Below are 14,058 nucleotides of genomic sequence, written 5' to 3' on the forward strand. Positions count from 1 at the left end.
GATCTCCCTGTTTGAGGATCTCAAAGCCGCTCAATCGTGCTAGTCGAACTGCCCCTTCACTTGCCACTGCCGCTTTCACCATTTCACCTCCCGGCCGAAAAGCACCTTCCAAAGGGCCTTCTGGATTTCCCCCTGCTCGCCGTCCGGCCGGTCGAACTCGCGCTCATGACTACGGATCCGCGTCAGGCCGTGAACCTCCTCCGCCGTGGCCCCGGGCACCGCCCGAAGGACATCCGCGGGGTTGAGCTTTCTACGTTCCCAGAAACGCGGCGCGAACCACATGTCTGCTGCAACGCCCATGAACTCGCCGTTTTCCCGGATCAGGGTCCCCGGATTGCGGGAAGTATCGATCACAAGCCGGTCGATCGGCGGCTCGCCCTTCATGATTTTGGGGCGCTGCTCCGCCGACCCGAAATTGTTCTCATACCTCCCGATATCCATCTCCGACTGCCAGACCAGATACCCGGGATTATACGAAAATCCGTAGACCAGCTCCATCACGGAGCCCGCCATCCGCATAAGCGGAACCCAATCCGGAGACGAATCCAGATGAACCGAGAGGTTGTAATTGGCATCGCCAATACCACCCGGAATGCTCCCGAACACCCGGGCGACGGCCCGATCGTATGGGCCGCCTACTCCCACCCTGAAGGTGGCGGAATCATCCAGAAGGATTTCGTTCTCGATTTCATCCAAGCCAAGCGCCTTGCCCGGATCGCGGAGCTTTCGCCGTTTCCCAACCCCTTGGCTGATGAAATTGGTTTCAGGATCGATGCCGAGCTGCTTCCCCAGATAGCCGCGGATGACTCGCCAGCCGGAGACGAGCTCCGCCGGCGAGCCTTTGCACACAAGACGGGCCGACCACGTGTTCATCAAGGAGCAACAAACTGGTAGTTGCTGATCGAATAGGTCAAGTCCAGTTCCGGTGATTCTTGCTTGAGCAACACGATTTCAGCGTCGAGTTGTTGCCGCAGCGTAGTTGTATCCAGGCCCGGCTTGGTTCTCATGTCCAAATGAAGGGATTGAAGCGCGTTTCCTTCGCCGACGTCGACCAGATCCCTCAAGGCCACCTTCATTCGCGAAATCGTTCCTTCGTTTACAACTCCGAGGCTCTTCACCTGCACTGCCGACAAACCCCTCGTAAAATCGATTCCTTGCGTCAGTGGCTGGTGGGTCCATCCCTGCTTCCTATACACGGTGTGATAGAGATCGACCTCGACAAGAATACCACGACGGATGGGATCCTTCCAGCCGGTAGCCGCTCCTTCTTCGAACTTCCAGATGTATCCGGGATTCGGTTCGCCCAAGAGCGATTTGAGCCATTCGGCGTCCTCGCCGGAAAGGCGGGTCAAGGGCGAACGTGTTGCACTGAAGTGAGACATGCTTCCCCGCGCCACCCGCAGGAAATCGTCCGCCCACTCGTGGAAGAGTTCACCGGGCCCGTGCTCGATCAGCTTGCGGTCCAGGATCTTCATGAAATTCTTGAACATGTCCTCGGTGATGTCGCCATCCATGCAGAAGGCGAGGGCCGCGGCCTTCTTATAAGGCAAGCCACTGCGGATCTTGAGAACTTCGCGGGGCAATCCCTGGCTGAATAGCTTCCGGAGGTTGGATAGCTCCCGGATCGTCGCGGCGAGATCCGTCATGCCGTATTGGCTGCGCTGGAACCCGGGAATCCGCATCATGTTCTCGAGGATATCGGTTATCGATCCCGTCGGAACATCGGTGACGTCCAAGCCATGGGTTGCCGCGTATACCAAACCGTCGTCATAGAAATCGCGGATCGCCTTCTGGAGAAGGACGGAGCCCGCCTCATTGAGAGTGCGCTTGAGCCAGACCAAGCGTAGCGTGCAGGTTCCCAAGGTCCGCTTCGCCAGCAGCCCTCCGATCGCCACCCCCTCCTTCACGAACATCTTGCCGAGGGTCATCGAGCCGCCCGTCACGACTCCGGTGCCCACTTGCTCGCAGATGTAACCAAGGCTGTAGCCGAAGGTGTAGCAGCCCATCAATTGATCGGCATACCCTTCCGGCATCAAGCGGCGGATCTCCAAACTGGAGGTGATCCAACGGCTGTTCTCGCCTCCCGCCATCATGCGGACGCAGAAGTCGTTCACCCATTCCTTCATTCCCTCAAACACCGCCTTCGCTGCGCTGCCTGCGAAGGCACGCACCCTTTGTTCGGTCCTCTGCTGGAATTCCCAGGCACGCCACGCGCGCCGCGCGATCCCTTCCACAGTGGTGAAGTCATCCATGACTTCGGATAGCGGCTGCACCACCCAGTCATCGGCGATGCGATTGATCGCCAGGATCAGCTCCGCTTTCCGCAGTTCGGGATTGTCCCGCCATTCGATCAGGAAGGCCTCCACTTGGGTGGAAGCCCAATCGCCGGCAAGATGCAAGCCGGTGCTGATATCCACGAGGAACATCCAATCGTCGTTGAACCCGGCTCTCGCCCCATCGATGAACGCTTTGAGCACCGTGGTCATCCCCTCGACCTGGCCGATGACGTTGAAGACCGGAATCAGGGCGGCGGATACCAGGGGATCGATGTCGTTCGAGGAAAGCAGCGACATCCCGCGCCCGAAAGGAGGGATATCCCCTCCGCCGAGCTCGAAGCCAATACCCTTCATCCATCGATCGAAGCCGACAATGATCTCGGAAAACTCCGGGTCGGCTTTCAACTCGTGTTCGATGACTCCGATTGTTTGGCCGCCCTTCTTCAAGCGCACCTCAATGTCGCCGAGGCCGTTGAAACAGGTGTAGAAATCGACGCGCAGATAATTGCCCGGAGCCCGCACGAAAAACACCTTGTCATCATTTCCGGAAGAAAGGGTGTAGGTGTCTCCGGGCGCGAGAATCTGGCGGGGGGCGGTGTAAGTGTGCTGCGGGTTGCTGCCGAAGAACGGACCGTACGTGCCGAGCGATTCGCCGGTCGTCGTGTTCACGAACTCGAGGCTCGCGTCCATGATGGGGCCGTTGAGAAAGATGGAGCCGGCCAGAAACTTGTCGGCACTGTAGACTTTGCAATCGATGAGCGAGAGCGAGACCTCGGTGCCTCCGCCGCGGACAAATGTGAATTGGTCCAAGTACGCCGGCGTCTCCTCCACGTACTGCGAAAGGTCCACCGTTTGCCACCCTTCAAGCCCGCCCTCGCATTCGAGCGTGACCGTTGACACCGTCTGAACACCTTGAGCGGGACTGCTGCCAGCGGATTCCAGGCCATCCGACTTCACCAGCGCGAAGTGGAACTTCTTGGTGAATTCTTCGGGCGGCGCGACCGGATGGGTGGTGAACGGGTCTCTTTCGTCGAACTTGATCCAGCGCCAGCGGATTTCCTTCAGCCGCTTCTGCTTGCCACCCGAACCACTCTTGGAAGCGCTGCTGATGAGACCGCCGCCGAAATTGAGGTTGTTTACATACTGGTCGCGGATCATCCGCTTGGCCTTCACGTCCCCGTAAACGGCACGGGTGGCTTCGGCACCCGTGGCAGGGCTGAACACCAGCGGGTTTTCAAGCTCGGTCCACTCGCGGCTCGCCATGAAGCCGTTCCAGAGATACGGAAACGTGAAGGGCGCGCTCAGCTCATCGGTTTCCACGATCGTATGGAGTTCGTGGCCGCTGCGGTTCTGGATGTCCCCTGGAGTGCCCGGCGCTCCCGCGCTGATCCAGGCGGCCCAGTTGCGCCCGCTCCAACTCGTCGTGGTGGAGAGCAAGGGTGTGGTCTCCGTCTCCGAATAGTACGTCCAACTGTCGCTGGTGCCGTAGTCCTCGGTGAAGATACTTACATCGTATTCCCAGATATACGTTCCATCCTCCACCGGCTCCACCCACTCGTCCAAGTCGCCCGCCAGGTAATTCCAGGTGAGGGTCGCGGAGAGTCCGGACACCGGCGCGAAATTGAGGGAGTCCTCGATTTCAAAGGTATGAGTCCAGAGCCGCTTGCCATAGCGGAAGGCCCCGTTGTCTTCGTCAAAGGGTGCAACCCCGACCTCGGGAGAGTTCCCGCTCCTCATAGACCGGTTGGAATTCCACGGCGTAAACCGGCGTCTGGGAGGAGTCGAGGGTGCGCGGCGGAGCCGGCAGGGAGGAGTCCTCCGCCACCGTGGTGACATTGGTCCGGTTGATCTGCCCGATGTCTTCGATCGTTCCGGTCTCCTGCAGGGGGATCGCAGCTTCCTCCCAGAGATCGGGCAGATCGTCCCGGGAAGCCCCGGTTTCATGATCGGCTTTGAAGTCGAGCGAGAACACGGCCTTCAATTGGCCCGTGACGATAACGGTGTGGCTCGCGGCATTGGTAGGATCTGCCGGCCAGGGATAGGGCTCCGCGCCGACCGGGAAGCCATTGTCGCTGCGCTCCATGGCCAGCCAAACCGGTGCCGTCGCATGAAGACGGGCATAGAACGGGGCGGCAATCGCCTTCAGTTGCCCGGTGAGAAGCGGCGCCCGATTCGCGGAACGCTCCGCATCATTGGCGGGAGCGGCGAAAGCGGGAATCGGCTTGCCGGGACCGACGAGATCGGCCTCGACCTGATCCGCCACCTCGGGCAGCACCTCGCGCAGTGCACGCAGGGCGTTCTGCGCCATCCATTTCGCCTGACCCACATTGGCTACGGCGCGGTTGTCGGATTTCGCTTCGCGATTGACCGCAGGCGACTCCGGATCGGTCCACCACGCAGGATTGGTCGCGTGGAGACTGCCGCTTGAAATCAAACACGCCGCGGCGATGGCGCTCAAAGGAAATTTAGCCATGATCGTGAAGGGGGCGGTCAATCTCCGTAGATACCCATGTAGATGTCACCCTGCGCCTGCTCGAGCAGCACGCGCCCCTTGAGCACCGTATGCCCCTCCACCACCAGAGCCTCCGCCGCCGACTCCTGCGGCACCCCCAAGGGTTCCTGGGTATCCCAGTGCCGGTTGGTCAATGTGGTCCTACCCTCCTTGAGCGTCGTGATTGCATTCGATCGCACCGTCGTCGAGGGCTCGGTCGCGCCGCGTTCGGCATATCCGTTCCCAAGTTCGAACAAGGGGTCGCCATCGACCCACTCGCTGGTCGAAGAGCCGTTACCAAGATTGAGGGAGCCCAAGGCTACTGAGTGAGCCGAGGCCGCCACCGTCCAGTAGCCTGATGCGAAACTGCCAACGCCCGCGCTCCGGTTGCCGATTCCGCCGATCGCGCTCGAAACCTCGCCAAGAGCCTGGTTACCGGGCCAATTGAGATGGAGAGGATCAACACCGCCGATGGCAAGTGCGCCATCGCCGGTGGCGGTGCCGCGCGCCATCGCAACGCTATGGTCGCCATAACCCGTGCCACCACTTGCGGCGATGACGCGGCTTCCTTCCGCCAGACCGCCGGCAAGCGCCACGCTGCCGGTGCCGAATTCCCCGACTTCAGAATCTTTGCCCAAGGCCAGTGAGTCGTCGCCAACAGCGGTCGCGTCCTTGCCGATCGCCACGCTGCGGTCCGCCTCAGCCAAGCTCCCCTCGCCCCACGCCAGTAGTGCACCCGGCGAGGCGAAGGCAAGATCACCGATCTGACGCTTCAAATAGCCGCCGCCATTGAGCTGTGAAGTGATCGCCGCATTGGTTCCAGAAGAAGAAAGGACCGGATCGCTGCCAAGGACCAATTGGCCACCGGGAATCGTAACGGTGCCATTCTTCCCGACCACCAACGCGTTGCTTCTGGCGTTCACGCCAGTGCCGTTCCCAATGACGAAGGCTGCGTTGGCCTGGACCGTCGCATATTCACCGACCGTCAAACAGCCGGTCTTCGCAATATTGCCGCGACCGAGTACCCACGCTTCGGACTCTTCGCAGGTGTTGCTCCTGCCGATCAAGACGCTTCCGTAAATCCCATCAAGCGTGCCATTTACGACGTTGTAGGAACCCAGCAGGATGTTCCCGCTGCTATTTTCCATTTCGCCCCAAAGTTTGTTATGTCCTCCTGCAATAAAGCTCCCCACCTGCCCCCATGCCTCGTTCCCGATACCGAAAACGAGCATACTTGAACTCACGCCCACTTCGTTTGCTCCGCCCGCAGCAATCGACTGGAAAGCCCCAAGGGGCATAAGGTTTGAAATTCCTACCGTAAGAGAATCCGTGCCTACCGAAGATTCGCTTCCGACGGCCAGACTACCTCCGGTTCCTCCCCCAACAATATTATCGTATCCGAAGGCCCCTGATCTATAGCCTAGCATATTGTCCGACCCGGTTCGAAAACCGTCCACATTGTCGGTGGGAGCTGCAGAAGCAGCTGCGGCATGACCGAAGACAATCACTTGAATCGCGATGCTTTTCCTAATTTCATTGCGTTAAATGGGTTATCATGATCGCCAAGAAGGTCATCTTACCCACGAACTTCGGCGCAACTCAATCATTCCTTCAGATAGGCTTTCGAAATGCAACATGTCTACCCAAAAGTGGTTTTCGCGTGAACAGGCGAGCAACTTCCTTGCCGCAGGTCGAGACGATCCCGGACTTGGAGTCCGCGCATCGAATAGCCGTTTTCCGCCCAATCCGCGGTGCCTTTGGGTTCGCTCCAGGGTCGATCCTTGAATTCTGAATACTCCAGCCACCAATCACTGAACTTCCCAACTCTCCGCCTCACAGACCCTTCGCCCCGGCCTCAATCGCCATGGCATATTACGACCTGATGGTCTCAAGATCTCACTCCCCCACCGTAACCTTAAAAAACCTCCCGCCCGCCATACTCGCCGTGTGGCTGGTCTCCCCCGCCAAACCATTCACCGTCGCGATCACCGCAAATCCACCACCCAACTCCTGGCTCGCCCACACCTTGTAGCTCTTCCCCGCCACGCTGTTCCAGCTCAGCCGCACCGATCCCGGCGTCGCGCTGCTCATCGTCGCCCGGAAGAAAGACCCGCCACTGGAAGGGTTCGTCCCCGCAAGAAACTCGTCCTTGTTAGACTGGCCGTCCTTGTCGCGATCCAGCCCCGCATCCGCGGCATTCGCCGGGTTCAGGCCGTTGGCCGTCTCCCATGCATCGAGCATCCCATCGTGATCCCCATCCGGATCCACCGGCCCGGGACCCGAGCCCTCCGCATAGTCCCCCGGTGCCAGCACCGTGCTCACGGTCTCGAAAATCCTGTTCTCCGCGAAATCAAAGCCCGCCCCCCGCGCCGTCCCGATCCCGCCCCCAGGCCCGGTATTTGGATACCACGTCGTCGTCCACGTCAGCCGCACATACTCCAAACCCACGGCGAAGACCGGCTGCTCGCCCCCTGACATCTCGCACTTCACGGAGGACACGAAGGCATTTTCGAAATGCAGCTCCGTCATCATCGCGAAACCCCCGCTCGTCTCCCGCACCACCTGCAGTGTCAGATCCCGGCTCTCGCCCTTCGCGCAAGCATTGATCGAACTCGCCAGACAACGGTCCTGCCCTAGGCTCAAGGTGCAGGCCTTCCCCTGCATCTTGCCTGCGCCCGCCCCGCCGGTCGGACTGCCGATGGTAGTCTCGCTCTCCACCCCCTGCGTGAAACCGAAGACCTCCACCCACGAGTGCTCGGCATCGGTATCGACCACCTGCCCGGTTTGATTCTCGATCTTGAGGAAAGCATCGATGCCCGCGGCATGCAGCGCCGGACTCGGGCCCAGCACGGCGATCACCACGCCAGCCATCATCGCCCTTGCCACCACCGGTGCCTGCATTCGCACCGTCCGCACGATCCGCGTCATCATCGCAGCAACGGGTTCAGGCGTCGAAGGTCTTGTTATTCTTTACGAAGCTCCAGATCGACTGCCCCGTCTGCACCGGCGTACCTACCCCGCTTGCGGGAGGACCGAAAAAGGTCAGCCGCTGCGCCCCGTACGCCACGGTCACCGTTTCGCTTGGATTGTCGTCTCCCCCGGCCATTTCCATCGCCAGCTCGGACACGAATACCAGCTTCAGTTCCACCCTCAGATAGGCTTCCGTTTTGCCGTTCGGCGACAGCTTGGTGAAGACGATCTCCATGACATCCCAATGTCCGCCGGTCGCACAGGCCGTGAAGAGCGCCGCGCTCGCCGAGTTCGGCATCTTCACACAGCTCAACGGATTCGCCTTGGCCTTGCCGACCCCAACTCCGCCGGTGGCACTCCCGATGGTGATGACGTTTTCCATCCCGAACTCCACCGAGTTCGCCTCGAACCAACCCTGGTTCCCGAGAAACTGGGCATTCTTGCTATCCCCGGTATAGTTCAGCCCGCTGCCTGCCGAAGCACCCGTGAAGCGGATAAAAATATCGGAGGCCGCCTGCACCTGCGATTGCGCAAGCACGAGCACTGCAACCGCCAGTCCCAGCAGGGAACGGATCGATTTCATGGGTGGGAAGGGTGGGTGAGAGGTAAGGGTGAAATGACCTTCTATCAAATCCATGTTAGAACGTCAAACCCTACGATTTCACCCCGATAAACACAGCTTACTCAGCAGGATAGATCTCGAAGCTAGCAGATTAGATCCACTAACTCCCCTTTTACCCATCCATCCTATCCATCCTGTATGTTTGGAAATGCCGCTATTGACCCCGGATCCGCCGCGGGTGGCTTCCGAGAATGGGCCGGAACGAAGCTCGTCGGAGGAAGCCACCCGCGGCGGATCGCCAGGGACCATCTCGTGTGATCCCATTGCGGCCGCCCCGGGAGAACGCGGGCGGGGGTGGCCTCCCCCGCCCGCGGCGGAAACGTCCAGGCCGAATCCATCCAGGACCTCCGAGTCCGTGACCGAGCTCATGGCCGTTCGTTTCCGCTCCCGGTTCAATGCTCGAACCACTGAATGGGTCTTTGAACCCGCATCGCAAGATTGAGACATGAACCGCAATACACCTACCCACATCGGCATCGACGTGTCAAAGGCACGCCTCGACGTCCACATCCCCGGCCAAGCCCACCTGCAGGTCGCCAATTCCGCCCGCGGGCTGGACGACCTCTTCACCGCCATCGCCGGCGTGGAAGCTCCCCACCTCGTCTGCGAGTCCACCGCGGGCTACCAGAAGCTGTTGGCCGCCACCGCCCTCCAACGCGGGATCCCCGTATCGGTCGTCATGCCCGCCCGCGTCCGCTATTTCGCGCTCTCCGGAGGCATCCTCGCCAAGACCGACCGCATCGATGCCCGCCTCATCGCAAGCTACGCCGACACTCACCGGCCCCCGGCCCTGGTGGCTCCCGATCCCGCGGCCGTCGTGCTGCGCCAAATGCTCGAAGCACGGCGCGTCCTCGTCGACCTCATCACCGATACCGACAACCGCCTCGAGCTCGCCGAGGGCTTCCTTCGCAAAACCCTCACCAAGCTGCGCCGCGCGACACAGCGCCTGCTCGACCAGGCCGATGCCGGTATCGCCGCCCACGTCGCGGCCTCGCCCGTGCTTGCCGCCAAGTCCGCACGGCTCCGCCAGCTCAAGGGGGCAGGTCCCGTCCTCGCCCACACCCTGCTGGCCTACCTCCCCGAACTCGGCATCTTGCCCGACAAGACCGTGGCCTGTCTCGCGGGCGTCGTCCCTCATCCCAAGGACAGCGGCGCCACCTGCGGCAAGCGCAAGATCCAAGCCGGCAGGGGGGCGGTGCGCAAGGTCCTCTACATGGCGGCGGTGTCGGCCTCGCACTCCAACACCGTCCTGAAAGCCTTTTACCAACGTCTCCTACAAGCCGGCAAGCCCGCCAAAGTCGCGCTCACCGCCGTCATGCGCAAAATGATCACCATACTAAACAAACTTCTCGCCGACCCGGATTTTACCCTTGCCTGAAAACACCACTGCTCGGTCCCAATTTCAAACCATCGCGCTCACCTCACCACCCTCAGCCTCACAAACCCCTTCGCCCCGTCCTCGATCGCCACGGAATAGTACCACGTGATCGTCTCAAACTCCCCATCTACCAAAGGCGCACCCGCCTGCACCATCTGCCCCGCCGCCGCAGGCAAGGCCAGGCCCTCCAAAGTCGCCGCCCCTTCCGGAATCAAACTCACCCCCGGCCTCACCCTCTTCACCCGGCTGCTAAAACTCAGGTAATGCTTCCCCGCCACCGCCGCGCCACCAAGCTGTGCCCCGGTCTTGATCGCCCCCACCGCCAAGCCATCGGCGCCAGCCACCAGCGGATCCGCCCCCGCCAGATACTCTAACAAATTCACCCGGCCGTCCCCGTCCGGATCATCTTCCGCATCCCCTTCCCCCGCCAGGAAGCTGATTCCCTGCACCCAAGCCTCATACGAAGGATCCGACACGATCACCGCCGGCGGCGGCACCGCCAGGACACTCACCTCGCCCGCATCCAGCCCGCGGCTGTAGATCCGGAAGTCATCCACCAGGCCCTTGAAGTAAGGATCGGCATACTGGCTCTTCCCGATGTAATTCAGCGTCGGCGAAAAATCCGCCGGATCGAGCGTCACCGTCCCGGTATCCACCGCCGCCCCGTTCAAATACAGCGTGCCGGTCGTCCCGCTCAGCGTGACCGCCACATGGCTCCACTCGCCCACCGGCAGCGCCGGCCCTTCGAGAACCTGCTCCGAACCCGCGACGTTGCCGTTCATCGAGATCGTGAAGCGCAGGGTGTTCGCCCCCGACTTCGGCGTCAGCACCATGTACTGCGTCGTGTTATTCCCGAAGTCGAAGATCCGCTGCCAACTGTTCCCGCCGTCCCAGAAGACCCGCGCGGCGAACGTCACGTCGTGCAGGCCGTTCACGATCGTCGTGCTCAACCGCGAGTAGTCATCCGTGCCATCCAGCTGCAGCGCCCGCTCGAAGACCCCGTCGCCATACACCGGCACCCCGAAGTTCACCGCCGCCGCCCCGCCCCTATTGTCGGCAGTGCTGTTGTTGAAGGAGTAATGCGCCAGCAGATCGGCCGGCCCGGGCACATGGATGTCGATCACCGTATCATCCGCCAAGCCCGTATCATCAGTGGCCCGCACGATGAAGCGGTTCAGCCCGGCATCCGCACCCGAAGGCACCCCTGACAGCCGCCCGTTGCTGCCCACCGTCAACCACCGCGGACCGCTCACCTTCGAGTAAGCCAGGGTCGTCCCCGGATTCGGATCGGTAGCGAGCCCGGCCAGCGTCCGCTCATAAGCCTGCCCGATCGTGGCCGCGGGCCGCGCGTAGGAATCCAGCGCGAAGACCGGTGCCAGCCCGTTCATCACCGCGGTGATTTCGGCAGCGCTCAGCGCCTTGTTGTAGATCTGGAATTCATCGATCCGGCCGTTGTAGAGCGGATCCGCCGCGAACTGGCTATCGCCGATGAAGTTCGCAGCGGGCTGGATATCGGAAGCCTTCAAGGCCGTCGCCACCGATGACGCCTGCATCCCGTTTACGAACAACCGCATCGCCCCGCCGCCGATCGTCGCCGCCACGTGGACCCACTGGTTCAGCGCCAGCGTGGTGGTGTCGCAGGACTGCTCCACCCCGTCCTTGCGGATCAGCAGCAGCATCCGGTTGCTGCCCGACTTCGGGCTTAGGAAGAAGTGCTGCTCCGTGCCATTGCCGAAGTCGAAGATCCGCTGCCAATCGTTCCCGCCATCCCAGTTCACCCAGCTCGCCACCGTGATCTCATCATGCGTCGCCACACCGGCAGGCAGGCCCACGAAGTCATCCGTGCCATCCAGATCGATCGCCTGTCCCCTCATCCCCGTTACAAAAGCAAGTCCTCCGCTCGCCGTCCCCTGCCCCGGTCCCACCGAAGCCAGCGCATTGCCATTGAATGCATAGCGTGCACTCAAACCCGGCCGCTCTTCTACTGCCACCTGCAGCGTCGCCGTTTCCACCGTCCCCGCCGCTGTCGTCGCACTCACCAGGAAACTGTTCACCCCGCCATCCGCCAATCCGGGAACCCCCGCCAGCTTGCCATCCGCCGCCACCGCCAGCCACGCCGGGCCCCCGACCTTGCTGAAAATGGCCGTCCCTCCGCTCAGATCGCTCGCCAGCTCCGAGACATACGGCTGATACTTCAAAGCTGCGGACTTCACCACGAGGTCCGAGCTGAATTGCGGCGGCGTGCTCCCTGCCAGCGCCGCCACCTGAGCATCGCCGAGCGCCGTCGTGAAGAAGCGCAGATCGTCGAGCTGCCCCTTGAACAAGGGATCCGCCGCGAACTGGCTTTCGCCGATGAAATTGGAGTTCGTGCCAATCGCATCCGGGTTGATATCCATCGCGGAATTCGTCGCCACCAGCGCACCGTTGACGAAGAGCTTGCCGGTAGTTCCTGTTAGAGTCACCGCCACGTGCGTCCAGACATTCACCGGCAGCGCCGCATTGTGATTGAGCTGTTGCTCGCCGCCGCCGTTCTTGATCGTGAAGCGCAGGACATTGCTCCCCACCTTCGGGCTCAGGAAAAGGAACGCGTTCGTCCCCGTGCCGAAATCGAAAATCCGCTGCCAATTCGCCCCGCCACCCCACTTCACCCAACCCGCGAAGGAAAAGTCCGTACTGTCTCCCATGCGGGAGGGAAGCTCGAGGTAGTCATCCGTCCCGTCGAGGGACAGGGCGCTGCCGTGCTTCCCCGCACTCAAGGTCGGCGATCCATGGACGAGGGGATTGTTGCCGCTGCGAGAGTCGCGGAGATTCCCTTCGAACAGATAGTCGGAGGCTGGGGAGCTACCGGAATTCGGCACCACTTGTTGGTGCGCCATCGGTGCGACATGATCCCGGTACATCACGCCCATCGGAGTGATGCCGCCGTCCTCGTAGTGGGTCTGGCGGAACCACTCGACCCGGCTATACACCGCGTAACGCTCGATCCACGGCGTGCTGTCCATCATGTTGGCCATCGCCTCGATCGCATTGCGATTCTGGGTGACGTCCGGATCGTGGGCATTGTCGGTCCAGTTCGCGCCGTTGTTGAACTCCGTCACCCAGATCGGGCGCTGCGTGGCGTCGTGGATCCCCTTGAGGAAGTTGTAGAGCTGGTTGGCGGCTCCCGCCGGATCGGTTTTGTTCGCGTAGCTGCGGTAGTAGTGGACCGGCACATAGTCCACGCGCACACCCGCGGCGTTCGCCTTGTTCATGAAGTCGACAATCCAGTTGTAGCCACCGTCCGTCACCGCCGGCGCTCCCACCCGCAGGCCGGTGCTCAGGAGGTCCGGCCACTTGGCCACGGCGTCCACCGTCGAGCCCTGCGGGCTCAGATTCTTGTAGGCATCCTCCACCGGATTGTCCGGTTCGTTGAAGCCCGAAAGGTGGTTCACTCCCCGCGCCTTCCAGTTCTCGCCGAGGCCCGGCCAGTAAGGTTGCTGCTTGATCGCGACGTATTCCCAATCCCGCGTCGAATTCGAACTGATGCTCCAATTGTAGTTCCAATCCGCATTGAGCGCCGCCGGATCGATATCGCAGGAGCCCTTCTTGCCGGTCCAGCGCCACGGGAAGATCCGGATGAAGCTGATGGACCGATCCAAGGCTGCGGGCAACAGCGAGACTTCCAAGTCGCCATCCTGCGCGACGTAGTTCTGGCTGATCCCGCTGCCATTGTCATTCTGGGCGAAGGTCGCGGTGTAGCCGCGCTTCAGGATGAAGGAACGGATGTTGTTCCCGAATGACCCCAGCGTGGCGGAGTCGTAAGCCGCATAGGGACCGAGCTTCCGGGACATCCCGCTGAGGTGCGAACCCGTGAATATCTCCAGCGGCTGGAAGGAAGAGGGCTGCGGAATCACCACCGCACCGGCGATATGCTGGACCACCCTCACATTCGTATCCGCCACTGCCACCGATCCATTCACCCGGACCCGGGAAAGCAGCGTCGAGACAGTTGTGGCAGGCGTGACGCCATGGAAAAAAACCCATGAGTCCGCCGAGTTGAGATGAATCATGCACCCCGGGATCGGATCGCCCGCATCATTGATATGCAGCTCGGACTTCCCTGTCAGCGTCGCCACCGAACCCGCGGTCAGTGCGCCAGTACGATAAACATCGTTGTTCAGGTTGATCGTCTGGCCTGCCGCCATCAGCGACGACAGAACAAGCAGGCAAAGTACATGGAGGAGGGCGCGCATGGAGAACGATCGCCTTGGGTTAGGGAGGCGTCGGAGGGTCGGGCGGAACCTACGCCAAGGAGCGTTGCCCGGCTTGTATGGTTCCCGCC

8 protein-coding genes are annotated in these 14,058 nt (G+C 61.5%); 1 reads left to right on the forward strand and 7 read right to left on the reverse strand.

Going from position 1 to position 14,058, the window contains the following annotated elements; genetic code table 11:
* Window positions 1-75: 75 nt before the first annotated feature.
* The 6 genes from ABWK72_RS04630 to ABWK72_RS04655 form a co-directional block, all read right to left on the reverse strand.
* Complete coding sequence (locus ABWK72_RS04630) at window positions 76-873, reverse strand: hypothetical protein (protein WP_367873615.1); 798 nt, start codon at window positions 871-873, stop codon at window positions 76-78.
* Window positions 873-4,013 carry a hypothetical protein gene (locus ABWK72_RS04635; protein WP_367873616.1) on the reverse strand — a complete coding sequence of 1,047 codons (3,141 nt, stop codon included), beginning with the start codon at window positions 4,011-4,013 and terminating at the stop codon, window positions 873-875. The genes ABWK72_RS04630 and ABWK72_RS04635 overlap by 1 nt, the downstream gene beginning before the upstream one ends.
* Window positions 3,970-4,749 (reverse strand): hypothetical protein, encoded by a 780-nt coding sequence (locus ABWK72_RS04640; RefSeq protein ID WP_367873617.1) that lies wholly within the window; start codon window positions 4,747-4,749, stop codon window positions 3,970-3,972. The genes ABWK72_RS04635 and ABWK72_RS04640 overlap by 44 nt, the downstream gene beginning before the upstream one ends.
* A 17-nt stretch (window positions 4,750-4,766) precedes the next feature.
* Window positions 4,767-6,065, reverse strand: coding sequence for a hypothetical protein (locus ABWK72_RS04645; protein ID WP_367873618.1), 1,299 nt, complete (start codon window positions 6,063-6,065; stop codon window positions 4,767-4,769).
* Window positions 6,066-6,663: 598 nt separating this feature from the next.
* Window positions 6,664-7,698 (reverse strand): type VI secretion system tube protein Hcp, encoded by a 1,035-nt coding sequence (locus ABWK72_RS04650; RefSeq protein WP_367873619.1) that lies wholly within the window; start codon window positions 7,696-7,698, stop codon window positions 6,664-6,666.
* Between the two features lie 13 nt (window positions 7,699-7,711).
* A complete protein-coding gene (locus ABWK72_RS04655; protein ID WP_367873620.1) occupies window positions 7,712-8,320 on the reverse strand; it encodes a type VI secretion system tube protein Hcp in 609 nt (202 codons plus the stop codon).
* A 484-nt stretch (window positions 8,321-8,804) separates the two neighbouring features.
* On the opposite strand from ABWK72_RS04655, the gene ABWK72_RS04660 reads away from it, so the two are divergent.
* Window positions 8,805-9,737: an IS110 family transposase gene (locus ABWK72_RS04660; protein ID WP_367871078.1), complete on the forward strand. Its 933-nt coding sequence runs from the start codon at window positions 8,805-8,807 to the stop codon at window positions 9,735-9,737.
* A 38-nt stretch (window positions 9,738-9,775) separates the two neighbouring features.
* Here ABWK72_RS04660 and ABWK72_RS04665 read toward each other — a convergent pair whose 3' ends face one another.
* Window positions 9,776-13,969, reverse strand: coding sequence for a LamG-like jellyroll fold domain-containing protein (locus tag ABWK72_RS04665; protein WP_367873621.1), 4,194 nt, complete (start codon window positions 13,967-13,969; stop codon window positions 9,776-9,778).
* Window positions 13,970-14,058 lie beyond the last annotated feature (89 nt).

The organism is Luteolibacter sp. Populi (assembly GCF_040801775.1).
GTDB lineage: Bacteria > Verrucomicrobiota > Verrucomicrobiia > Verrucomicrobiales > Akkermansiaceae > Haloferula.

Excerpts from the sequence above, each read along its gene's own strand:
- ABWK72_RS04630 (WP_367873615.1), bottom strand. The coding sequence starts at position 873 with ATGAACACGTGGTCGGCCCGTCTTGTGTGCAAAGGCTCGCCGGCGGAG.
- ABWK72_RS04635 (WP_367873616.1), bottom strand. The coding sequence starts at position 4,013 with ATGAGGAGCGGGAACTCTCCCGAGGTCGGGGTTGCACCCTTTGACGAA.
- ABWK72_RS04640 (WP_367873617.1), bottom strand. The coding sequence starts at position 4,749 with ATGGCTAAATTTCCTTTGAGCGCCATCGCCGCGGCGTGTTTGATTTCA.
- ABWK72_RS04645 (WP_367873618.1), bottom strand. The coding sequence starts at position 6,065 with ATGCCCCTTGGGGCTTTCCAGTCGATTGCTGCGGGCGGAGCAAACGAA.
- ABWK72_RS04650 (WP_367873619.1), bottom strand. The coding sequence starts at position 7,698 with ATGATGACGCGGATCGTGCGGACGGTGCGAATGCAGGCACCGGTGGTG.
- ABWK72_RS04655 (WP_367873620.1), bottom strand. The coding sequence starts at position 8,320 with ATGAAATCGATCCGTTCCCTGCTGGGACTGGCGGTTGCAGTGCTCGTG.
- ABWK72_RS04660 (WP_367871078.1), top strand. The coding sequence starts at position 8,805 with ATGAACCGCAATACACCTACCCACATCGGCATCGACGTGTCAAAGGCA.
- ABWK72_RS04665 (WP_367873621.1), bottom strand. The coding sequence starts at position 13,969 with ATGCGCGCCCTCCTCCATGTACTTTGCCTGCTTGTTCTGTCGTCGCTG.